We start from the raw sequence: 22,831 nt of genomic DNA, 5'->3' as shown, positions 1-22,831 counted from the left end.
CGCGCCGTCAATACTGCTTGGTCTTGGAGGCAAACCCCGCCAGGAACAGCCCGGTCAGGAACATGCCGCAGAAGGCCTCGATGGCCGACAGCAGCTGCAGCGGGGAGGAGGTCTGGGAGATGTCGCCATAGCCCAGGGTCACGAAAGTGACGATGCTGAAATAGAGCGAGCGCCCAAGATGGTCATGGGTGGCCGATCCCGGCGCAAGATAATAGGTCAGGGTCGCCAGCAGGATCACCCCCATCGACAGCAGCAGGCTGCGGATCGGCCGCTCCCCGAAGCCCCAGGTGATGAAGCTGATGAACTTGGCGGCACACTTCAGGTAGCACAGCAGGGTGAGCCAGCCTTTCTTGAGCCAGCCGCTGCGCAGCCAGCACTCCTTGAACAGCTCCCTGGGGCTCGCCAGCGACTTCATCTCGTGCAACTTCTCCTTGTAGTAGCACTCGCCGGCATCGACGGTGTCGCCCACGCTGGAGAAGAGCCGCTTGGCGTTGCGATAGAGCTTGCTGGCCTCGCTGTGATCGACCCGGCCATTCTCGTTGTAGGCCACCTGCACCTTGTCCAGGTTGGTGTGCTCCATGGTGGCGTCGAAGTTCTTGGCCCGCACGTTGAAGTTTTTCAGCACCGCCCGGGAGGAGTGAAAGCGGATCTCCTCGCACTCTATGGTGAAGTCCTGAAACACCCCGTCTTCCAGCGCCAGCTCCCGCTTCTTGGCCCAGGCTCTGTGGTCCCACAGCAGGGAGTCGAACAGATCGAGCCCGATCACCCCGCCGTTGACCCTCACCCCCTTGGCCGAGCAGTGCCACAGATAGACCTTGGAGTTGTTGACGGCGCCATCCAGCGAGAGCTCGTCCAGGCAGGTGAAGTCGAGCAGCCGGCCGGAGATGATGGGGCTTTTGAGCTCGACGCCGCCGATGTTGAGCAGCCGGTGCCTGCCCAGCACCTGGGCCTCCCCCTTGTTGTTCTCGGAGACCGAGAGCAGGCTCTGTACCCGCTTCACTTCATCCTTGCCATGCTTGCCGGCCAGCCACATGCAGTAGGGTTCAAAGCGCGTCTCGGCGCGGATCAGCCCGCTCTTGCGCAGGGACTCCAGCGCGCTCGAGGCTGTCTCATAGAGTCTGATCTTGTCGTCGCTCATGTAGAGGCACAGGCTCAGCACGCAGCGGGAGCTGATGAAGCGGGCGATGCCGATCTGGAAGATCACCTGCTTGTCGATCTTCTGCTCCGTCATCCAGTCGTCGAAATGGGGCAGCGATGCCACCAGCAGATCCCAGATCAGGGGATAATCGTTGGCCCGGCGCCACTCGTTGAACTGTTCGGGGGAAAGCTGCCAAAGCTCTGTTGCATTCATGGATGACCTCACTCAAGAAAGCGGTCCCGTTCTCCTGCGCCCACCGATGCGACAGAGGCCGCCAGGGCAAGATGGGCAGAATAGGGACTCATCACGCCATCATACTAGGCGGGCGGGGGAAGTCACTGGCGGGAACGGTACGGCAGGGGCACTGCGACAACTTGCCGCCAAGCTGGCGAGATCTTGCTCAGTGGGGCACCGGATGCCGGAAAACGGGCAAAGAAAAAGCCCAGCATTGCTGCTGGGCTTTTGAATTGGCTCCTCCTGCTGGGCTCGAACCAGCGACCTGCGGATTAACAGTCCGTCGCTCTACCGACTGAGCTAAGGAGGAATTATAAGTGGTGCCCAGAGACGGAATCGAACCGCCGACACGGGGATTTTCAATCCCCTGCTCTACCGACTGAGCTATCTGGGCAAATGGTGCCGGCTACCGGAATCGAACTGGTGACCTACTGATTACAAGTCAGTTGCTCTACCTACTGAGCTAAGCCGGCACACTTTAAACCATTGTGCATGAACAAGTTTTTCTTTCACGACACCAAAATTTGGTGCCCAGAGACGGAATCGAACCGCCGACACGGGGATTTTCAATCCCCTGCTCTACCGACTGAGCTATCTGGGCGTGGGCGCTATTAAACGGATTTTAAGGCAGGTGGTCAACGGGAAATTTCACTTTTTGTCTCGTTCGTCTCTTTTTTGCTCAGGATCATCCATTTCCAGCACTTCTTCCTGCTCGGCGCGGTTCTGGCGGCCCCAGACTCTGGGCTCCTCCCCTTTCAGCAGGCGGGCGATGTTCTCGTGATGGCGGATCAGAATGAGGCAGGAGAGCAGAGACACCGGCAGCGTGTATTCCGGCTTGAGCAGGTAGGTAAAGAGCGGGGTCAGCAGCACGGTAATGATGGAGGCCAGCGACGAATAGCCGCTCACCAGCAGCACCAGCAGCCAGGTGCCGATCACCGCGCCCCCCATGGTGAAGCCGATGGGCATCATGGTGCCGAGCGCCGTGGCTACCCCCTTGCCGCCACGAAAGTGGAAGAAGATGGGGTACATGTGGCCGAGACAGGCTGCCACCCCGATAAAGCCGAGGTAGACGGGTTTGATCTGCAGATACCAGGCGAGATAGACGGGAGCCGTGCCCTTGAGCACATCGAGCAACAGCACCACCACGGCCGCCAGCCGACCACCGAGGCGCAGCACATTGGTGGCCCCCGGGTTGTGGGAGCCGTGATCACGGGGATCCGGCAGACCCGTGATGCGGGAAACCAGCACAGCACTGGACAGCGAGCCGCCCAGGTAGGCCAGAATAATCATCAAAATCGTCAGGGCCGTCATCTTGGTCGTTTTTACCACGATATGAATGGGGTATGATGCGGGCCACATTCTCTGGCGCCTGCGTGGGGTTGCCCACCGCGTGTCGCCCAAACCGGCCGCCGGCACTCATCCGCTGGCCAGGCCTGCATCCCTGCGCTGTCATCACAGCCCATCAAGAGTAAAGAAGAAGTACTGTCATGGACAAGGTGTTTATTCGCGGACTCGAGGTTTTGACCACTATCGGTGTATACGAGTGGGAGAAAGGCATTCGCCAGAAGCTCTGTTTCGACCTCGAGATGGGGTTCGACAACCGCCCCGCCGCCGCAACCGACGATATCAATCTGGCACTGGATTACGCCACCCTCTCTCGCAAGATCTGTGATCACGTCGCCAGCAAGGTGGTGGAGCTGGTCGAGACCATGGCCGAACAGGTCGCCATGCTGGTGCTGGCCGACGAACGGGTGCAGTGGGTCAAGGTCACCCTGACCAAGCCGGGTGCCGTCCCCAATGCCGCCGGTGTCGGTGTCGAGATCCTGCGTCACCGCACCCCGGCCGCGAGCGCCAACTGATGACCCGCATCTATATCAGCCTGGGTTCCAGCCAGATGACAGGGAGCGCTGCATGACCTGTATCTACATCAGCCAGGGTTCCAGCCAGATGACAGGGAGCACCGCATGACTCGTGTCTATATCAGCCTGGGATCCAACATCGAGCGGGAACGCCATATCCGCGCCGGCCTCGATGCCCTGCAGGCCGAGTTTGGCGAGCTGCAGGTCTCCCGGGTGTTCGAGAGCGAGGCGGTAGGCTTCAACGGCCGGCCCTTCTACAACCTGGTGGTGGGTGCCGACACCGAGCTGCCGCTGGCGACCCTGTGCCAGCGACTGCGCGCCATGGAGTTCGCCCACGGCCGCGAGCCGGACGCCAAGAAGTTCGCCCCGCGCACCCTGGATCTCGATCTGCTGCTCTACGGCGAGCTGGTCTGCGAGACGCCGCTGGTGCTGCCGCGCGGCGAGATCCTCACCAACGCCTTCGTGCTCTGGCCACTGGCCGAGCTGGCGCCCAAGTTCTGCCACCCCGTCGATGGCCGCACCATCGGCGAGCTGTGGGCGTGCTACGACAAGGCCTCCCAACGGCTCTGCCCCATCCCCTTTCACTGGGAAGCGGGCGCATTGCAGCACCACTGAACGACAAGGGCACCTCACGGTGCCCTTGTCGTTGATGGACGGAGCTGATAACGGATAAGAAACCGTGATTGGGCCTGTGCCGCGGCAAGTGGCAGGATGGCCGCCATCACAGGAGAACCCCATGCCACTCGATACCATTCACGACTTCAACTGCCGGCTGCTGGCCGAACTGCCCCATCAGCGTTTCGAGCACGAGCCCATCCTCGACTACGCCACCGATGAAAAGGTGAGAGCCCGCCTCGGCTGGCAGGCCGAGTTCAGCAAGACCCTGTTTCTCAAGTTCAAGGATGGCCGCTTTGCGCTGCTGCTGACCCACAGGGATGGCCGGCTCGACAACAAGGCGGTCAAGGCGGCGCTCGGCGCCAAGCCCTCCATCTGCACCGCCGACGAGATGCAGGCCGAGATCGGCTGCCTGCCGGGCGCAGTCTGCCCCTTCCTGCCCCGCGCCGACATCCCGTTGCTGGTGGATCCCGTGCTCATGACCCACCACGCCTTTACCTGGACGCCGGGCCACCCCGAGCAGACCTTCCTGCTGGAAACCGCCCACCTGGCCGGACTGCTGGCCCAGCTGCCCTGCCAGGTAAGCTACCTGCCGGCCCCCTGAGCCCGCGACTCAGCGCTTGTCCCGCGCCAGCTGGGCAAAGATCAGCGCCGCCAGCATCGACATCAGGCCGATGCAGAGGTAGGTGAGGTGAAAGCCCCCCAGCCACTGGCCATCCGCCGCCGACGAGCCGGCAGAGAAGAGCCCCAGCAGGCTGGCGGCGATGGCCACCCCCAGGCTCATGGAGAGCTGCATCACCACCGATAGCAGGCCGTTGCCGCTGCTGGCGAACTCCGGGCTGAGATCCTGCAGGGTCAGGGTGTTCATGGCGGAGAACTGCAGCGAGTTGATGGCGCCGAACACCATCAGCCAGCCCAGCAGCACCCCGTAGGGGAGCTGGTTGTCGATGAGGGAGAAGCTGGCGATCATCACCCCCAGCGCCAGGGTGTTGCCGATCAGGATGCGGCGATAGCCGATGCGCGGAATGAGCTTGTTCACCAGCGTCTTGGTCAGCATGGCCCCCAGTACGGTGGGGATCATGGTCATCCCCGCCTTGCTCGGCGAGAAGCCGAGCCCCAGTTGCAGAAACAGCGGGGTGAGAAACGGCATGGCGCCGCTGCCGAGGCGGGCGAACAGGTTGCCCCAGATGCCGATGGCGAAGGTGCTGGTCTTGAACAGTCCCAGCCCGAACAGCGGCTCCTCGGCATTGGCAGCGTAGAGCCAGTAGCTCGCCATCGCGGCCAGCCCGAACAGCAGGGCAAACAGCGCCCAGCCGGTGGAGATGCTGTGCTCCCCCAGCCCCTGCAGGCCCACCGACACCAGCACCATGCCGGCGCTGAACATCACGAATCCCTGCCAGTCGAACTTGGCCGTGCTCTGGCGCAAGTCCGGCATGAAGTACCAGCTGGCGATAAAGCCGAGCAACCCCACCGGCAGGTTGATGAGAAACACCCAGTGCCAGCTCGCCACTTCCACCAGCCAGCCCCCCAGCGCCGGGCCGATGAGCGGCCCCACCAGGCCGGGGATGGTGACGAACGACATCACCCGCAGCAGCTCGTGCTTGTTGTAGACCCGCAGTACCGCCAGCCTGCCGACCGGCATCAGCAGGGCGCCACCGATCCCCTGCAGCACCCGGGCCACCACCAGCATCTGCAAGGAGTTGGCGGCGGCGCAGGCCAGAGAGCCCAGGGTAAACAGCAGGATGGCGGCCAGATAGATGCGCCGGGTACCGAATCGGTCCGCCAGCCAGCCGGAGGCGGGAATGAGCAGCGCCACCGTCAGCATGTAGGCGATGATCACCGACTGCATCTGCAGCGGGCTCTCGCCCAGGGTCTCGGCCATGCTGGGCAGGGCGGTGTTGAGGATGGTGCCATCCAGCGTCTGCATGAAGAAACCGACCGCCGTGAGCGGCGGCAGCCATTTGCGCTGGGCAGGGGTCACCATGTGTGTGCTATCGGGCATCTGCAGCCACCTCCTCTTCAGACAAAAAAAGACCCGCACAAGCGCGGGTCATCTCATTACATCAGGCATCAGGCTGGCCGAGCATGGCTCTGAGCTGCTCTTCCAGGCTGGGCTCGGGCGCCTTGAGGGTATCAAGGAACAACCGCTCTATGCCCGCCTTGTCCTGACTCTTTACGATGAACACCAGCCGGGACTGGGCCTTGCCCTCCGGCCACTCCCCCAGCACCTGCAGCGGATAGAGCTGACCGTGGACGCCGTGGATCACCACCGGCTGGCTCTCCCCTTCCAGCTGCAAGATGCCTTTGAGCCGCAGCAGGGCATCGCCGTATTGCGCCTGCACCGCGTCGATGGCGGCCAGCAGGCGGGAGGGCTTGAGCGGCTCGCCGATGCGCAGGGAGAAACTTTCGATATTGCCGTGCTCGAAGTGGGTCGGCGCAGCCGTGCCCACCTTGGCGGCGAACGGCTTCATCTTCGGCTGCATCGGCGAGGCCAGCCCCTGTTTCGGGGATTCGGTGCGCAGCCAGGCCAGCAGCTGGCGCACGTCGCGCCCGGCCGCCTCGTTGTAGGCCCCCAGCTTCTCCAGCACGGCGGGCGAGAGCACCCCGTTGCTGACCCGCTCGACGGGGGCCGCCGGGTTAAGGGTCGCCAGCTGGGCTTCGACCCGTGCCAGCGTCTCCTCATCCACCAGGTCGCCCTTGCTCACCACCAGCAGATCCGCCAGCGCCACCTGTTTCACCGCTTCATACTGAGCCGCCAGCTGCTGCTCGATATGGCCGGCATCCACTACTGTGACGGTGCCGTCGAAGCGGTAACGCTGGGCGATAAAGCCCTCTTCCCTCAACGTGAAGAGCACGGGGGCCGGATCGGCGAGGCCTGTGGTCTCGATGATGAGTCGTTTGAACGGTTTGATCTTGCGCTGAATGGCCTTCATAAACAGCCCCTGCAGCGCCTCCACCAAAGAGCCCTGCACCGAGCAGCAGATGCAGCCGGAATCGAGCAGCACCACCTGCTCGTCCACCTGCTGCACCAGGTGGTGATCCAGTCCCACCGAGCCGAACTCGTTGATCAGTACAGCGCACTCGCCAAGCTCGGGCTGCTTGACCCAGTGGTTGAGCAGGGTGGTCTTGCCACTGCCGAGAAAGCCGGTCAGCAGGGTCACTGGGATGCGGGTATCTTGCATATCGGTCATGTCAGATCCTTACCGGTTGGCAAACAGGTTGGCGAGCCAGCGGTTTTCGAAGCGGCCGTGGGGGTCGAGCTCGCCCTTGAGGGCCAGGAAGTCGTGCCAGCGCGGCAGCAGGGCCGGGAAGTCATAGAGATCCATCGCCAGGTGCTTGCCAAAGTGCGGGATGCCGCCAAGCGGCACCAGCAGTTGCTGCAGCTCGCGCATCTGCTCCATGGAGCCGTTGACGAAGGTGCCGTCCGCCGCCAGATAGACCAGGAACCCGATCCAGCACACCGACTGATCATAGGCGGCGCTGAGCCAGGCCTTGGAGGGGCCGGTGCAGCGCAGGATAAAGGGGTAGTGCAGCACGCCGGGGTTGGCCTGCTGCCACGCCTGCAGGGTCTCCAGCGCCTCGTTCATGCGATTAAGCGGCACCGCTACCTCGCAGTTGATCTGGGGCGCCGGGATCCCTTTGCAGAGGATCTGGTAGACGTTGCCCACCAGATCGGAGGCATCCTTGAAGCGGCGCACCGTCTCGAAGTGCTCGCCGGCCAGCGCCTCATCCTTGGTGTCCTTGGCCATCTTCTGCAGAGTTGCATCTATGGTGGCATTCATGCGGGCGTCGATGTCGCCCTCCAGCAGCAGCGGCTCGCTGCCACCGGCGCGGTAGCGGGCCACCTCCTCCTCAGAGGCGGGGTCCACCAGCCAGATGTGGCTCTCGCCGGTCCAGGCGAACCACCAGCTTTTCACGAAGGCGTGCTCGCGGTTGAGCCGCTCGTTGTGTTCCAGCAGGAAGGGGTAGTCGGTGGTGAACTTGGTGCAGCGCATGATGCGGTTGGGCACAGTCTGCAGGGTGACGTCGAGCAGGATGCCGAGCATGCCCATCCCCATCACGAAGGCACCGAAGCGGGGGTCGGTACGATCCACCCGGATGATGTCGCCACTGGCCAACATCACGGTCAGGGCCGCCACCGCATCACAGAGGGCGGACTGGTGCAGCCCCTGGCCGTGAGTGCCGGTGCTGAGCGCACCGCCCAGGGTCTGGATGCCGATGACGCCGGGGGAGGCCGGCAGCATACGCTCCATGGCGATGAGATCGGCGTAGACGGTGTCGAGCGGGGTGCCCGCCTGATAGGTGACGGTGTCGGCGGTCTGCCCTAGCTGACCGCGCAGGTGGTGCAAGTCTACCAGCAGCGCCTGGCTGCCCTCGGCATAGACGCTGTGGATGGGTTCGAAGGAGAGACCGGAGCCGATGAGGCGCAGCTTGCGCTCGGGATTTTCCCGCAGCAGTTGCTGCAGTTCGTCGCGATTCTTCGGACGCCACACCTGCTCCAGTGCGCCGAGGGGATTGGTCCTGGACCAGTTGAACAGCACCTCCCGCTGACCTATCGCCTTGATGCTGTGAAATGCCTGGAACCTGACCGTCATACCGCCCCTCATCTTTATTGACGTCAAAATGAGCGCCAATTCTACCGAAAAGCGGACCACAAGGCATGAAAAACAAGCCCCTACAGTCGGGGGTGGATAGGGGAGAGCGCCTCTCCCCTCGCCTCAGCGCGTCTGCTGGGTCAGTGCCAACAGCATGCCGAATCCCACCAGCAGAGCGCCAAACACCCGATCAATCCAGTGGCGCACCGCCAGCAGCCGACCCCGTACCGAGTCGGTGGAGAAGAAGATCGCCACCGCGCTGAACCAGACGGCGTGGGCCAGCACGATGAAGGCGCCGTAACCGAGCTGGACCGCCAGCGGCGTCTGCGGCTGCACCACCTGCATGAACAGGCTGACGATGAAGATGGTGGTCTTGGGGTTGAGCACATTGGTCAGAAAACCGGTGCGCAGCGCCCCCAGGCTGGAGAGGACAGGCTGCTCGGCCAGCACCTCGGCGCTCGCCGGTTTGGCCCGCAGCATCTTGATGCCGAGGAAGATGAGGTAGGCGGCCCCCGCCAGCTTGATGAGATTGAACAGCCAGAGCGACTGCTGGATCAGCAGCCCCACCCCGAGCAGGGTGTAGGTGACGTGCACGCAGACCCCGGCACCTATGCCGAGCGCCGTCAGCACCCCGCTGCGGCGCGAGAGCAGCAGGCTGTTGCGTGACACCATGGCGAAGTCGGGCCCGGGGCTGATGACGGCAAAGAAGGTAATGGCCACTACGGCTAACAGTTCGGTCATGAAAATAGTCCTGATTACATGGAATATCGGCTATTTTATTTGGCCATGATGCCAATAACGAACGATAACTTCTGACATGAACGGTGAGAATAATTCACAGAAAAACCTGTCACTGCCCGCCCTGACCGCGCTGCGCTGTTTCGAGGTGGCGGCCCGCACCGAACACTTCAGCCGCGCTGCCGACGAGCTGCACCTCACCCACGGCGCCGTCAGCCGGGCGGTGCGCCTGCTGGAGGAGGATCTGGGAGTCATGCTGTTCGAGCGGCGCCAGCGCCGGGTCTTTCTGACCGAGGCGGGCGAACGGCTCTATCAGGCGGTCAGGGAGGGGCTGAGCGGCATCCGCCAGACGGCGCAGGCACTGCGCCAGCAGGGGCGGCCATCCTCGCTGGTCATCTCCTGTGAGCCGACTCTGCTGATGCGCTGGCTGATCCCGCGCTGGCCCGCCTTCCAGGCCCTGCACCCCGAGCTGGACGTGCACCTGATGGCCGGTGGCGGCGCCCTCAACTTCGGCAGCGGCGTCGATCTCGCCATCCGGCGCAACGACTTCCAGTGGCCCGCCGAGCTCTACAGCCAGCCGCTGTTCGAGGAGCTGACCGGGCCGGTCTGCCAGCCGGGCAAGGTGGCGCACTTCTTCGAAACGGGGGCCAACGGCCCGGCCCTGCGCCCTGGCGCCCCCCGCCTGCACACCAAGACCCGGCCGGGGGCCTGGCAGGAGTGGTTGCAGCACGCCGGCCAGTCCGCCGGCGAGGAGGCACCGGGGCAGACCTTCGAGCACTTCTACTTCAGCCTGCAGGCGGCGGTTGCCGGGCTGGGAGTCGCCATCGGCCCCTACCGGCAGGTGTGCGACGACATAGAAGCCGGCCTGCTGGTAGCGCCGCTCGGCTTCATTGCGGATGGCACCGGCTATCACCTGCTCGCCCCCGCGCCTCCCGCCCCTGGCAGTGCCCACGCCAGGCTCGCGGAGTGGCTGCACGCCCTCACCTGACGACTCAGGCCGAGAGCGCCTGCCGCGCGGGATCGACGCAGGAGTGGCGCAGCACCTCCTGAAATTCGCGCAGCGGCAGCGGGCGGCCAAACAGATAGCCCTGCAGGTAGTCGACCCCCTTGCCCCTCAGGTAGTCGGCCTGCCGGCGCGTCTCCACCCCCTCGGCCACCAGAGCGAGACCGAGCCGGGTTCCCAGATCGATCACGTTGTCGACTATGTGCTCGGAGAGGGATTCGGTGCCGATCCTGCCGATAAATGACTTGTCTATCTTGAGATAGTCCACATGGAACTGCTGCAGATAGTGCAGGCTGGAGTGGCCGGTACCAAAGTCGTCGATGGCCAGCCTGACCCCCATCTCGTCGAGCCGGCGAAACAGCGCCAGCGTCTTGGGATCCGCCACCAGCAACTCCCGCTCGGTCAGCTCCAGCACCAGCACCACCTGGCCAGGCGCGAAGTGATCGAGGAAGCGCCGGCACCCGGCAAGCAGCGTCATGTCGCGGCAGTGGACGGCACTGATGTTGAAGCTGATGTGAAAGCCGTGGGGCACCAGCTCTCGCGCCATGCTCAGCTCGCGGGCCACCTCCTCCATCAGCAGGGTGGTCATCGGCACGATCAAGCCGCTCGCCTCCGCCTGGGGGATGAAGAGATCGGGGCGGATCAGCCCGGCCGTCGGGTGTTGCCAGCGCATCAACACCTCGCCTCCCATCACCCGACCACTCCCCGCCTCCACCAGCGGTTGCAGATAGGGTACGAACTCCCGGTTGCGCAGGGCACGGGCCAGCTCGATCCCGGGGGAACGGGGTCGCCCCAGCAACCACCAGATGAGCAGGGCAAAACCGAAGCAGATCCCCAGCAACAGCAGGATGGCCCAGGGGCGGGTCTGCCAGAGGGAGCGCCAGAGCGAAGGGAGCTCGTGCCCGGCATAGATGGAGAGCGGGTAGCGGGCAGAGCGGATCTCATGGCCGGCCAGCATGGAGGGCGCCTGTGGCTCTTCACTCAGCACGCCCCGCTCATCCAGCCACTGTTTGCCTACGTGCAGCAGCAGGGTGCAGGGGTGGCCACTCAGCACCAGCATGAAGCGCAGGTAGTCGCCGTCTATGGTGCTGAAGATGGCGCCCTTGCCCTCGCTGTCGCGCAGCGCCAGCAGGGGGTGATCGGCCCGCACCTGATTGCCGGCCATCAACCGCAGCCGGCCACCGCTGTAGTGCTCGAGCCGATCCGGCCACTGGATAGCACCGAACAGCGAGTTGCAGTAGATCCCCTGCTCCCCCACCAGGTTGACGGTGCGCACGAAGGGCACCAGCGCCACCTGCTGGCGCAGGGTGAACAGGGCCTGCTCGCACGGTTTGTCAACGAAGGGACGCAAGGCCTGGTTGGCCTCCTCTGCGTGGGTCAGCATGGTCTCCATCAGGGTGACCGCCTGCCGGGCCGAGCGTTGCGACTGGCGATCCAGCGTCTGCAGATGACCTTGGTAGATGGTCCACAGCCCGAGCGAAAAGGGCAGCATGAACAGCAGCAAGGTGCATCCGAACCTTAGCCAGGTACGGGAGAAATCCAGGTTGAGCGGCGACATCGACATGGCGGGACCATACGGCAAACATGGCAGCCCACCTTAACAGCCGATGCTGAATCAGGCCCTAACATGCGCAAAGATTGACCAGCTGCTGACAGCGAGACAAACAAAAGCCCCGGCACGGGCCGGGGCTTGGAGTCAATACGGATGCGCCCTGTCGGCGCCTCCCCTTATACCGCTTGCTGCAGGATCACCGCATCGGCCTTCTTGGTGTAGGAGGCGATCTCGTTGAAGTTGAGGTAGCGATAGGTGTCGGCGGCAGTGGCATCCAGCGACTTGGCATACTGCAGGTACTCGGCCACGGTCGGGATCTTGCCGAGGATGGCGGCAACCGCAGCCAGTTCGGCAGAAGCCAGATAGACGTTGGCACCCTTGCCCAGACGGTTCGGGAAGTTGCGGGTGGAGGTGGAAACCACGGAGGCCCCTTCCGCTACCCGCGCCTGGTTGCCCATGCAGAGGGAACAGCCGGGTATTTCGATGCGGGCACCGACCCGGCCGAAGATGCCGTAGTAGCCCTCTTCGGTCAGCTGATCCTTGTCCATCTTGGTGGGCGGGGCGATCCACATGCGGGTCGGCAGCTCGCCCTGGTACTTCTCGAGCAGTTTGCCGGCGGCACGGAAGTGGCCGATGTTGGTCATGCAGGAACCGATGAACACCTCGTCGATCTGGTCGCCAGCCACGCTGCTCAGCAGGCGGGCGTCGTCCGGATCGTTCGGCGCGCACAGGATCGGCTCCTTGATGGTAGCCAGATCGATCTCGATGATCTCGGCATACTCGGCGTCCTTGTCCGCTTCCATCAGCACCGGATTCGCCAGCCACTCTTCCATCCCCTTGATGCGGCGAGTAATGGTGCGCACGTCGCCGTAGCCTTCGGAGAGCATCCATTTCAGCATCACGATGTTGGACTTCAGATACTCGATGATCGGCTCTTTATCCAGCTTGATGGTGCAACCGGCGGCGGAGCGCTCGGCGCTGGCATCCGCCAGCTCGAACGCCTGCTCCACCTTCAGGGTCGGCAGACCTTCGATCTCGAGGATGCGGCCGGAGAAGATGTTCTTCTTGCCTGCTTTCTCGACGGTCAGCAGCCCTTTCTGGATGGCGGCGTAGGGGATGGCATGGACCAGGTCACGCAGGGTGATGCCCGGTTGCAGTTCGCCCTTGAAGCGCACCAGCACGGATTCCGGCATGTCCAGCGGCATCACGCCGGTGGCGGCGGCGAAGGCCACCAGACCGGAGCCCGCCGGGAAGGAGATGCCGATGGGGAAACGGGTGTGGGAGTCACCACCGGTACCCACGGTATCCGGCAGCAGCATGCGGTTCAGCCAGGAGTGGATGACGCCGTCACCCGGACGCAAGCTCACGCCGCCGCGGTTCATGATGAAGTCCGGCAGGGTGTGGTGAGTCTGCACGTCGATGGGCTTGGGATAGGCCGCGGTGTGGCAGAAGGACTGCATGGTCAGGTCGGCGGAGAAGCCGAGGCAGGCCAGGTCTTTCAGCTCGTCGCGGGTCATCGGGCCCGTGGTGTCCTGGGAGCCGACCGTGGTCATCTTGGGTTCGCAGTAGGTGCCCGGGCGGATGCCCTTCACGCCGCACGCCTTGCCCACCATCTTCTGGGCCAGGGTGAAGCCCTTGCCGGTGTCGGCGACAGGCTGCGGACGACGGAACACGGTGGAGAACGGCAGACCCAGCGCCTCGCGGGCCTTGTCGGTCAGGCCACGGCCGATGATCAGCGGAATACGGCCACCGGCACGCACTTCGTCGATCAGCACGTCGGTCTTCAGTTCAAACTGGGCCAGCACCTGGTCGGTGCCGTGCTTGCAGATCTTGCCCTGATACGGGTAGATGTCGATCACATCGCCCATTTCCAGCTTGGAGACGTCCACCTCGATGGGCAGGGCGCCGGCATCTTCCATGGTGTTGAAGAAGATGGGGGCAATCTTGCCACCCAGGCAAACGCCGCCGGCACGCTTGTTCGGCACGAACGGAATGTCGTCGCCCATGAACCAGAGCACCGAGTTGGTGGCGGATTTACGGGAAGAGCCGGTACCGACCACGTCACCCACGTAAGCCAGCGGGAAACCTTTCTCTTTCAGGGCATCGATGGTCTTGATGGGGCCGATGACGCCATCCTTGTCCGGGGTGATGCCGGGACGGACGTTCTTCAGCATAGCCAGCGCGTGCAGCGGAATGTCCGGGCGGGACCATGCGTCCGGCGCCGGTGACAGATCGTCAGTGTTGGTTTCGCCGGTCACCTTGAACACGGTGACGGTGATCTTCTCGGCCAATTCGGGGCGGGAGAGGAACCACTCGGCGTCGGCCCAGGATTGCATCACCTGCTTGGCGTGGGCATTGCCGGCCTTGGCCTTCTCTTCCACGTCGTGGAAGGAGTCGAACATCAGCAGGGTGTGGGAGAGGCCCTTGGCGGCAAGAGGAGCCAGGGTCGCGTCGTCCAGCAGGTCGATCAGCGGCTGAATGTTGTAACCACCCTGCATGGTACCGAGCAGCTCGACGGCTTCGGCAGCGGTGAGGATGGGAGAGTGGGCTTCGCCCTTGGCAACGGCGGTGAGGAAACCGGCTTTGACATAGGCCGCTTCATCAACGCCTGGGGGAATACGGGAGGACAACAGCTCTTTCAGAAAGTCTTGTTCACCGGCGGGCGGGTTCTTGAGCAGTTCAACCAGGGCGGCGACCTGCTCTGCGTCCAGAGGTTTGGCAACCACGCCTTCGGCGGCACGTTCTGCGACGTGTTTACGGTATGTTTCAAGCACGACTAATTCCTCTTTGGTCTTTTTTTGGGGTTCGCCCACGCTCGCGGCGATCGTCCTTGCGGGACACCCGTAGGGTGCCCCCCACTATATAAGTTTTAACGACTAATTAAAATCCAAGGTCTGTACATATATTCACCAAAACAACATAACCATCTAAACTTGCTGATGTTTTACAAGCGGATAAATGGCACACCATAAATAAGTTAACAAAAAGGCATCATTTTCCCGTTATTCGAACGTGCTGCCCAATTGCAGATAGAACATGTCGTTGCCCCCCTCCGCCATGCCGTAGCCGAGGAAGATGGGGCCGAGGAAGCTCTCCACCCCGACGTAGACGGAGCCGGCGGTGAAAGAGCTCTCCACGCTGATATCCCTGCCGCTGTTCCACACCCCACCCTGCTCGATGGAGCCCCCCAGATAGAGCGGGGCCCGCAGCGCGCCGAAGTCGTTGTCAGCCACCCGGTAGATGTAGCGCAGCCCGCCAAACAGGCTGTAGCGGCCGCTCAGCTGGTAGCGCTGGAAGCCGGACATGCGGAACAGTCCGCCCAGATCCTGCACGAACAGCGGGTACTCCTCCTGGGAGGTGGAGCCCCCTCCCTCCAGCAGCAGGTTGAGGCTGTGTCTGTCCCAGGACCAGGGCTTGATCATCGCCAGGTGGTAGTTGACCCCCTCGTAGCGATCATTGATGTCACTGCTGTCATCCAGCCGGACGGCGGAGTAACCCCCCTTGATGTCCCAGTAGGCGCCCTGATAGGGGAAGTAGCGGCTGTCGAGGGTGTCGTGCTCGAAACGGACATAGGGGCCCCAGGAGGAGGCATCCACCTTGGCATCCGCCACGTTGCGAATGTCTATATCCCCCATTTTTCCCTCCAGCCCGAGCGAGAGACGGCTCCAGGGCTGACGATTCCAGCCCACCGCCAGATCGACGCTGGTGAAGCTGTATTCGGAGTCGACATAGCTCACCCCATCGGCCGCCCGCGTCTCCTCGGGCATGAAGATGCGGCGCTGGGTCTTGTCATAGGCCAGGCTCGCCTCACCGAAGAAGGTCTGGGAGGGCTCCAGCGGGGTATAGAAGTCGGTCTTGAAGTGCTTGGCGGTACCGAGCGATGCCTCGGTCAGCCACTCGCCCCCCCAGTCGTTGACGTTGGTGAGGGTGTAGGACATGCCCACGTTGTAGTTGGAGCTGCTCTCGAAGTCATCGGAGAAGCCGAACTGGAAGTTGAGGTAACCCGGCCCCCAGTTCTTCTCGCTGGCGTCAACCACCAGCACGTTCTCGCCACCCCGCTCCACCACCTCGTAGGTGATGCGATCGAACGACTCCAGCGCATAGAGCCGGCGAATGCCTGCCTCCAGGCTCTCGTTGGTCTGGATCTTGTCGGGACGCACCTTCAGCATGGCGCGCACCGTCTCGTCGGAGAGACGGGACTTGTTGATGATCTCCACCTTGTCGATGTAGTAGGCGGGCTGGCCGCTGCGCTCGGCACGCCGGCTCAGCTTCTGGTTGCGATAGGCGGCATAGGCGGCCGGCGAGAGGGAGAGCTTGTCGAGCCGGGCCGAGGCGCGGTTGGCCACCTCCTCCCCGAGCTTGATCCCCTCCGGCATCAGGGCGAAGTCGGCGATGCCCATGTTGCCAAACTCGGGCGTCAGCAGAATGTCGTCTGACCCCATCAGCGCCTTCTGTTTCTCGGTGCCAACCTGGGTCATGTAGGTGGTGAGCTGGTCGATCATGGCGAGCCCCGACTTCAGGGACTCGCGGGTGCGCAGCCTGGCGCTGATGTCCACCGCGATCACCACGTCGGCCCCCATCGCCTTGGCCACGTCCACCGGCATGTTGTTGACGGTACCGCCATCGGCCAGGATGTGCCCCTCCCACTCCACCGGTTTGAGGGCGCCGGGAATGGACATGGAGGCCTGCATCGCCTTGGCCAGGCTGCCGTGGTCCAGCACGAAGGGGGTCACCGTCTCCATGTCGGTGGCCATGGCGCGGTAGGGAATGGGCAGATCGTTGAAGCTCTTCTGTACCGGCAGGTTGGAGGTGGCGTGGCGCAGCAGGCTGGCCATGGACTGGCCCTGGAAGAAGCCGTCGGGGAACTGGACCGAGTCGCCGTTGATGCCGATGTCGGTGCGCAGCTGGTACTGTTCGCTCTGCTGCTTCTTGCGCAGGGAGAGTTCGTCGCGCCCTACCTTGTCCTGATAGCCCTTGTTCCAGTCGATGGCCAGGGTGGTGCGCTCCACCTCTTCGGCGCTGAGCCCCATGGCGTACATGCCCGCCACGTAGGAGCCCATGCTGGTGCCCACTATGATGTCGACCGGGATGCGCTTCTGCTCCAGCACCTTGAGGATGCCGATGTGGGCCGACCCTTTGGCGCCGCCGCCGCTGAGTACCAGGGCAATTTTGGGCCGCTCGGACTGGGCCGCCGCCATCAGCGGCAGGCAGGCCAGCAAAATCAGGAACAGGGGGTTCCATCCTCGACGAAAGATGCGCATATGATTTTCCATTGAATCCAGGGCGAGCCAGCTAGGCAGTGAAGCCTACTATAAGGTGCGCAAAGCGAACCGCAACAGTTGGCAGGGTTATCGGCGCGCATTCCGACGCAGGCGGGTACGGCCCGGTCAGGCGGCAATGTGAGCGCAAACGTAATCCATCAATAAAGTGGGCCGGCCTATCAAGGGTGGCGCCGGGCTGCCGCTAATATGTGCTCAATCCCGCGTTCATCCATCCGAGTCACTCTTATGCTTGCAAGCCTGACACTCAAACAGAAAATCCTGGCCACAGTCACCCTCGCCGTGGTGCTCTCCTGCCTGCTGGTAGGCTACTTCAGCCAGCGTTCGGCCCAGCAACTGATCGAAACCCGCATGTTCGAGCAGGAGCTGCCCAACCTGACCCAGCGCATCGGCAAGGAGATCGAGAAGGATCTCACCTCGGTCGCCGGCGCCGCCAGACAGCTGGCCAACGATCGCTTCGTGCTGGACTGGGTCGAGCGCGGCATGCCCAAGGAGCAGGAGTCCATCCTCATCAACCAGCTCAAGGACATGACGAGCCAGTATGGTCTGGTCACCGCCTCCTTCGCCGATCGCCAGAGCGCCGCCTACTACAACCAGGATGGCTTCCTGCGCAACCTCACCCCGGAGCAGGACGCCTGGTTCTACGGCTACACCAAGAGCCAGCAAGACCTGATGCTCAGCATCTTTCGCGAGAGCAACGGCGAGGTGAAGCTGTTCGTCAACTTCCAGCAACTCAATGGCCGCGGCCTCGCCGGTCTCGCCAAGTCCCTCGACAGCATGGTCAGCATGCTCGCCAACTTCCGCATCGGTGACAGCGGCTTCGTCTTCATGACCGATGGCAGCGGCAAGGTGAAGCTGCACCCCGACGCCAGCCGCATCGACCGGGACAGCCTGACCCAGCTGGCAAGCGGCAGCGGCAACCTGCTGGCCAAGCAACCCTTTGCCGCCACCCACGCCGAGGTGGATGGTCAGCCGGTGGTGCTGGCCAGCAGCTACATCCCCCTGCTCGACTGGTACCTGGTGGCCCAGGTACCGGAAGCGGAGATCTATGCCGAACTGGATCGGGCCCGCCTGCACATCCTGCTGGTGAGCCTGGCCATCGCCGCCGGCATGGGCCTGCTCGGCATGCTGCTGGCCGGCTCGGTGAGCCGCCCGCTCAACCAGCTGGCCCGCCTGTTCCGCGAACTCGGCAGCGGCGACGGCGACCTGACCCAGCGCCTCAAGGTGGAAGGGCGGGATGAACTGGCCCAGGTTGCCACCGGCTTCAACAACTTCGTCGCCAAGATCCACGGCTCCATCGAGCAGGTGGCCGACAACTCCCGCCAGCTCGCCGCCACTGCCAACGAGGTGGCCGCCAAGGCCCAGCTGACCCAGCACAACTGCACCGCCCAGCGCGATCGCACCGTGCAGGTGGCCACCGCCATCCACGAGATGGGGGCTACCGTGAGTGAAATCGCCGGCAATGCCTCGCTGGCGGCAGACGTGGCCAAACAGGCCAACGAGCAGGCCGACGCCGGCGCCGTGGTGGTGGCCCAGGCCCGTCACGGCATCGTCGGCCTCTCCGGCGAGATTGAAGGGGTGGCCGGGGTCATCGAGTCGCTGGCCAGCCAGACCGACTCCATCGGCAGCATCCTCGACACCATTCGCAGCATCTCGGAGCAGACCAACCTGCTGGCGCTCAACGCCGCCATCGAGGCGGCCCGTGCCGGTGAGCAGGGCCGCGGCTTCGCGGTGGTGGCCGACGAGGTGCGCAACCTCGCCAGCCGCTCCGCCGCCTCCACCGCCGAGATCCAGGGCATGATCAACCGGCTGCAGGAGCAGAGCGCCCGCGCCGTCAGCGCCATGGCCCAGGGTCGCAACCAGAGCCTGGAAGTGGTCTCCCAGGCCGATGCGGCCAACGGCGCCCTCGGCCAGATCACCGCCCACATCACCCAGATCAGCGACATGAACATCCAGGTCGCCACCGCCACCGAGGAGCAGTCCAGCGTGGTGGGCGAGATCAACCGCAACGTGGAAGACATCAACCAGCTCACCATGGAGACCGCCGACATCGCCCACCAGCTCACCGAGTCAAGCCGCAGCCTGCAGCACCTCTCCGGCGAGCTGGACAAGCTGGTCGGCAACTTCCGACTTTGAGGCTTTTGACATCACAAGGGGCGCATGGCGCCCCTTTTTGTTGGCCGTTTGTTAACAAAGGCTCAAGTTGGCGCCAGATCCGTCGATTTATACTGTGATAATTCACATCGTCATGATCAGCGAGGAGAACCCATGCTAGAGGGTAAACTGACAATCAAGAGCCAGTTGATACTGGCTGTCGCCGTGCCCTGCCTGGCGCTGCTGCTGGTGGGCGCCGCCAGCCTTCGCAGCATGGGCGCTATCGAACGACAGGCCACCGAGCTCTACGAGAACACTGCCACCCCGATGCGGGCCATGGCAGAGGTAGTGTCGCGCATCCCCCGCATGCGGGTGGGGCTCGACATGATGCTGCTGCAAGAAACCTCGCTCAAGGATGAAAAGGGGGTGTTGACCCGGGTCAAGGAGACACGGGAAGAGGACATCCCCGAGATGCGCCAGGCCATGCAGCTGGCGGTCAACGCCCAGGTCGATCCTGCCGCGCGGCAAAATGCCCAGCAGCTGTTCGAACAATTCGAGGCGATGGAAAAGAGTGAGTTGCAGCCCATGCTGGCCGCAATGGAGCAGGGTGACATGGAGAGTGCACGGCGCATCTACAAGGAGCGCTACGCGGTGACCTACGGCACCATGCGCAAGAGTGCCAATACCCAGCTCGACGAACTGATGAAGCTGGCCCAGCAGCGTCACGCCATCAGTCAGCAGAGCTTCGCACGGGGCGAAAGCCAGATGCTCGCCATCATAGGAGGCGCACTCGTCATCTGCCTGCTGGTCTCCTTTCTGGTACTGCGTGGCCTGCGCAATCGCGTCAGCTTCCTGCAACAGTACATTGGCTATGCCGCCGAACACCTGGCGCTGGATTCCCGTGCCCAGCTGAAGGGCAATGACGAGCTGGCGGAGATCACGGTGAGCTTCAATCACTTCGTCAGCAAGATCCACAGCGCCATCGAGCAGGTAGCCCGCAACTCCCATCAACTGGCCGCCACCGCCGACGAGGTGGCCGCCAAGGCCCAGCTAACCCAGCACAACTGCACCGCCCAGCGCGATCGCACCGTGCAGGTAGCCACCGCCATCCACGAGATGGGGGCCACCGTGAGCGAAATCGCCGGCAATGCCTCCCTCGCCGCAGAGGTGGCGAGACAGGCCAACGAGCAGGCGGATGCGGGGGCCGGCGTGGTCGCCCAGGCCCGTCATGGCATCGTCGGCCTCTCCGGCGAGATTGAAGGGGTGGCCGGGGTCATCGAGTCGCTGGCCAGCCAGACCGACTCCATCGGCAGCATCCTCGACACCATTCGCAGCATCTCGGAGCAGACCAACCTGCTGGCGCTCAACGCCGCCATCGAGGCCGCCCGCGCCGGCGAGCAGGGCCGCGGCTTCGCGGTGGTGGCCGACGAGGTGCGCAACCTCGCCAGTCGCTCCGCCGCCTCCACCGCCGAGATCCAGGGCATGATCAACCGGCTGCAGGAGCAGAGCGCCCGCGCGGTCAACGCCATGACCCAGGGCCGCAACCAGAGCCTGGAAGTGGTCACCCAGGCCGATGCGGCCAACGGCGCCCTCGGCCAGATCACCGCCCACATCACCCAGATCAGCGACATGAACATCCAGGTTGCCACCGCCACCGAGGAGCAATCCAGCGTGGTGGGCGAGATCAACCGCAACGTGGAAGACATCAACCAGCTCACCATGGAGACCGCCGACATCGCCCACCAGCTCACCGAGTCGAGCCGCAGCCTGCAGCACCTCTCCGGCGAGCTGGACAAGCTGGTCGGCAACTTCCGGCTGTAACTTTTGGCGCCCACTTCATCACCCGACAGAGGGCGCCGCGGCGCCCTCTGTCGCCACCACGGCAAGCCGTGACGCAGGCGCTTTTGCGCCGCCTCCACCGGCTTCTGAAAATGCCCCATAATCAGGAAAATGAGAGGAGGAGTTATGGGCAAGCTGGTAGTGATGATAGTGCTGGGGGGGCTGCTCAGCGCCTGCAGCAGCGGACCAGTACGGGTGCACGGTGCCGACGTGAGCGTGGACGATACCCGGATCCGGGTCAGCGACGGAGATCGGGGGGGCTACGGCACCTTCTGCCCGCCCGGCCAGGCGAAGAAGGGGCGCTGCTGACAACCAGCCGCCTGCCGCTGAAAAACAAAAAGCCGCTCGATTGAGCGGCTTTTTCATGGGGCGGGAAGAGAATTACTTCTTCTTCTTGGCCTTGGCGTTCGGCAGGTCGGTGATGGAGCCTTCGAACACTTCGGCAGCCAGACCCACGGACTCGTGCAGAGTCGGGTGAGCGTGGATGGTCAGCGCGATGTCTTCGGCGTCGGCACCCATCTCGATGGCCAGACCGATTTCACCCAGCAGTTCACCACCGTTGGTACCCACGATGGCACCACCGATGACGCGGCCGCTCTCCTTGTCGAAGATCAGCTTGGTCATGCCGTCGGAGCAGTCGGACGCGATGGCGCGACCGGAAGCAGCCCATGGGAAGGTGGCGACTTCGAAGTTCAGCCCTTGTTGCTTGGCTTCCTTCTCGGTCAGACCAACCCAGGCCATCTCCGGCTCGGTGTAGGCGATGGACGGGATCACTTTCGGGTCGAAGTAGTGCTTCTTGCCAGCGATGACTTCGGCAGCCACGTGGCCTTCGTGCACACCCTTGTGAGCCAGCATCGGCTGACCGACGATGTCGCCGATGGCGTGGATGTGCGCCACGTTGGTACGCAGCTGCTTGTCCACCTCGATGAAACCGCGCTCGGTCACGGCAACGCCGGCCTTCTCGGCATCCAGCATCTTGCCGTTCGGCACGCGACCTACGGCAACCAGCACGTTGTCGTAACGAACCGGCTCGGCCGGGGCGTGCTTGCCTTCGTAGGAGACGTACAGGCCGTCTTCACGGGCTTCAACTGCGGTGACCTTGGTCTCCAGCATGATGTTGAATTTCTTGGCAACGCGCTTGGTGTAGATCTTGACGATGTCTTTGTCAGCAGCCGGTACCAGCTGGTCGGCAAATTCCACCACGTCGATCTCGGAGCCCAGGGAGGAGTACACGGTCCCCATCTCCAGACCGATGATGCCGCCACCGATGACCAGCAGCTTGCCCGGAACGGTAGTCAGCTCCAGCGCATCGGTAGAGTCCCATACGCGCGGGTCGTCATGGGGGATGAACGGCAGTTTCACCGGACGGGAACCGGCGGCGATGATGGCGTTGTCGAAGGTGACGGTGGTCTTGCCGTCGGCGCCTTCCACTTCCAGGGTGTTCGGGCCGGTGAACTTGCCAAAGCCGTTCACAACCTGGACTTTACGCATCTTGGCCATGCCAGCCAGACCGCCGGTCAGCTGGTTGATGACCTTCTCTTTCCACAGACGCACCTTGTCGATGTCGGTCTGCGGGGCACCGAAGACGATGCCGTGCTCGGCCAGCGCCTTGGCTTCTTCAATGACTTTGGCGACGTGCAGCAGCGCCTTGGACGGGATGCAGCCCACGTTCAGGCAGACGCCCCCCAGGGTGGAGTAACGCTCGACGATAATGGTATCCAGACCCAAGTCAGCCGCACGGAAGGCAGCGGAATAACCGGCAGGGCCAGCACCCAGTACTACGACCTGGGTTTTGATTTCTTTACTCATCATGACCTCTTTGTCGTTCTTATATCCCCGGACAGCGCAGTCTTAAGCCAGGACAAGGCGGCTGCAGCCGTGAAAA

Annotated in this window: 17 protein-coding genes and 4 tRNA genes; 7 read left to right on the top strand and 14 right to left on the bottom strand. The window is 63.4% G+C overall.

What is annotated here, in order from left to right; all coding sequences use genetic code 11:
• Window positions 1-7: 7 nt before the first annotated feature.
• From I6L38_RS21800 to plsY, 6 genes are all read right to left on the bottom strand, one after another.
• Window positions 8-1,351, bottom strand: a complete 1,344-nt coding sequence (locus tag I6L38_RS21800; protein WP_216988926.1) for a potassium channel family protein — start codon at window positions 1,349-1,351, stop codon at window positions 8-10.
• A gap of 255 nt (window positions 1,352-1,606) precedes the next feature.
• Window positions 1,607-1,682 (bottom strand) — tRNA-Asn (locus I6L38_RS21795).
• An 8-nt stretch (window positions 1,683-1,690) separates the two neighbouring features.
• A tRNA-Phe gene (locus I6L38_RS21790) sits at window positions 1,691-1,766 on the bottom strand.
• 3 nt (window positions 1,767-1,769) lie between these two features.
• Window positions 1,770-1,845, bottom strand: a tRNA-Thr gene (locus I6L38_RS21785).
• Between the two features lie 52 nt (window positions 1,846-1,897).
• A tRNA-Phe gene (locus tag I6L38_RS21780) sits at window positions 1,898-1,973 on the bottom strand.
• A 47-nt stretch (window positions 1,974-2,020) separates the two neighbouring features.
• Window positions 2,021-2,683, bottom strand: a complete 663-nt coding sequence (plsY, locus tag I6L38_RS21775) for a glycerol-3-phosphate 1-O-acyltransferase PlsY (RefSeq protein ID WP_016352149.1) — start codon at window positions 2,681-2,683, stop codon at window positions 2,021-2,023.
• 176 nt (window positions 2,684-2,859) lie between these two features.
• On the opposite strand from plsY, the gene folB reads away from it, so the two are divergent.
• The 3 genes from folB to I6L38_RS21760 all read left to right on the top strand — a co-directional run bounded on the left by folB (window position 2,860) and on the right by I6L38_RS21760 (window position 4,450).
• Window positions 2,860-3,231 (top strand): dihydroneopterin aldolase, encoded by a 372-nt coding sequence (gene folB / locus I6L38_RS21770; protein WP_010635977.1) that lies wholly within the window; start codon window positions 2,860-2,862, stop codon window positions 3,229-3,231.
• A 105-nt stretch (window positions 3,232-3,336) separates the two neighbouring features.
• Window positions 3,337-3,846, top strand: coding sequence for a 2-amino-4-hydroxy-6-hydroxymethyldihydropteridine diphosphokinase (folK, locus tag I6L38_RS21765; RefSeq protein ID WP_017782461.1), 510 nt, complete (start codon window positions 3,337-3,339; stop codon window positions 3,844-3,846).
• Window positions 3,847-3,967: 121 nt separating this feature from the next.
• Window positions 3,968-4,450, top strand: coding sequence for a YbaK/EbsC family protein (locus I6L38_RS21760; RefSeq protein WP_017788220.1), 483 nt, complete (start codon window positions 3,968-3,970; stop codon window positions 4,448-4,450).
• Window positions 4,451-4,459: 9 nt separating this feature from the next.
• On the opposite strand, the gene mdtD is transcribed toward I6L38_RS21760, so the two are convergent.
• From mdtD to I6L38_RS21740, 4 genes are all read right to left on the bottom strand, one after another.
• Window positions 4,460-5,848 (bottom strand): multidrug transporter subunit MdtD, encoded by a 1,389-nt coding sequence (gene mdtD, locus I6L38_RS21755; protein ID WP_042006217.1) that lies wholly within the window; start codon window positions 5,846-5,848, stop codon window positions 4,460-4,462.
• Between the two features lie 61 nt (window positions 5,849-5,909).
• Window positions 5,910-7,037, bottom strand: coding sequence for a GTP-binding protein (locus tag I6L38_RS21750; RefSeq protein ID WP_216988925.1), 1,128 nt, complete (start codon window positions 7,035-7,037; stop codon window positions 5,910-5,912).
• 9 nt (window positions 7,038-7,046) lie between these two features.
• Entirely contained in the window at window positions 7,047-8,441 is a 1,395-nt protein-coding gene (locus I6L38_RS21745) for a D-arabinono-1,4-lactone oxidase (protein WP_216988924.1), read from the bottom strand.
• Between the two features lie 123 nt (window positions 8,442-8,564).
• Window positions 8,565-9,182: a LysE family translocator gene (locus tag I6L38_RS21740; protein WP_017788221.1), complete on the bottom strand. Its 618-nt coding sequence runs from the start codon at window positions 9,180-9,182 to the stop codon at window positions 8,565-8,567.
• A gap of 76 nt (window positions 9,183-9,258) precedes the next feature.
• Here I6L38_RS21740 and I6L38_RS21735 point away from each other — a divergent pair, with 76 nt between their 5' ends.
• The gene (locus I6L38_RS21735; protein ID WP_216988923.1) at window positions 9,259-10,167 is read left to right on the top strand and encodes a LysR family transcriptional regulator; all 909 of its coding nucleotides are present in this window, start codon (window positions 9,259-9,261) and stop codon (window positions 10,165-10,167) included.
• 4 nt (window positions 10,168-10,171) lie between these two features.
• On the opposite strand, the gene I6L38_RS21730 is transcribed toward I6L38_RS21735, so the two are convergent.
• From I6L38_RS21730 to I6L38_RS21720, 3 genes are all read right to left on the bottom strand, one after another.
• Window positions 10,172-11,746 carry an EAL domain-containing protein gene (locus I6L38_RS21730; protein ID WP_216989606.1) on the bottom strand — a complete coding sequence of 525 codons (1,575 nt, stop codon included), beginning with the start codon at window positions 11,744-11,746 and terminating at the stop codon, window positions 10,172-10,174.
• A gap of 164 nt (window positions 11,747-11,910) precedes the next feature.
• Window positions 11,911-14,508, bottom strand: a complete 2,598-nt coding sequence (acnB, locus tag I6L38_RS21725; RefSeq protein WP_043171608.1) for a bifunctional aconitate hydratase 2/2-methylisocitrate dehydratase — start codon at window positions 14,506-14,508, stop codon at window positions 11,911-11,913.
• A 228-nt stretch (window positions 14,509-14,736) separates the two neighbouring features.
• On the bottom strand, window positions 14,737-16,995 hold the full coding sequence (locus tag I6L38_RS21720) for a patatin-like phospholipase family protein (protein ID WP_043171609.1): 2,259 nt from the start codon (window positions 16,993-16,995) through the stop codon (window positions 14,737-14,739).
• A 246-nt stretch (window positions 16,996-17,241) separates the two neighbouring features.
• On the opposite strand from I6L38_RS21720, the gene I6L38_RS21715 reads away from it, so the two are divergent.
• The 3 genes from I6L38_RS21715 (at window position 17,242) to I6L38_RS21705 (ending at window position 21,255) form a co-directional block, all read left to right on the top strand.
• Window positions 17,242-19,149, top strand: a complete 1,908-nt coding sequence (locus tag I6L38_RS21715) for a methyl-accepting chemotaxis protein (RefSeq protein WP_026141278.1) — start codon at window positions 17,242-17,244, stop codon at window positions 19,147-19,149.
• A gap of 132 nt (window positions 19,150-19,281) precedes the next feature.
• On the top strand, window positions 19,282-20,928 hold the full coding sequence (locus I6L38_RS21710) for a methyl-accepting chemotaxis protein (protein WP_010635966.1): 1,647 nt from the start codon (window positions 19,282-19,284) through the stop codon (window positions 20,926-20,928).
• A gap of 144 nt (window positions 20,929-21,072) precedes the next feature.
• Window positions 21,073-21,255 (top strand): hypothetical protein, encoded by a 183-nt coding sequence (locus I6L38_RS21705; protein ID WP_017779057.1) that lies wholly within the window; start codon window positions 21,073-21,075, stop codon window positions 21,253-21,255.
• A gap of 72 nt (window positions 21,256-21,327) precedes the next feature.
• On the opposite strand, the gene lpdA is transcribed toward I6L38_RS21705, so the two are convergent.
• Window positions 21,328-22,755 carry a dihydrolipoyl dehydrogenase gene (lpdA, locus tag I6L38_RS21700; RefSeq protein ID WP_005305622.1) on the bottom strand — a complete coding sequence of 476 codons (1,428 nt, stop codon included), beginning with the start codon at window positions 22,753-22,755 and terminating at the stop codon, window positions 21,328-21,330.
• Window positions 22,756-22,831 lie beyond the last annotated feature (76 nt).

The sequence above is a fragment of the Aeromonas sp. FDAARGOS 1408 genome, assembly GCF_019048665.1.
GTDB lineage: Bacteria > Pseudomonadota > Gammaproteobacteria > Enterobacterales > Aeromonadaceae > Aeromonas > Aeromonas dhakensis.
The sequence above is the reverse complement of the archived record's forward strand: the minus strand, read 5'-3'. Positions and strand labels throughout refer to the sequence as shown.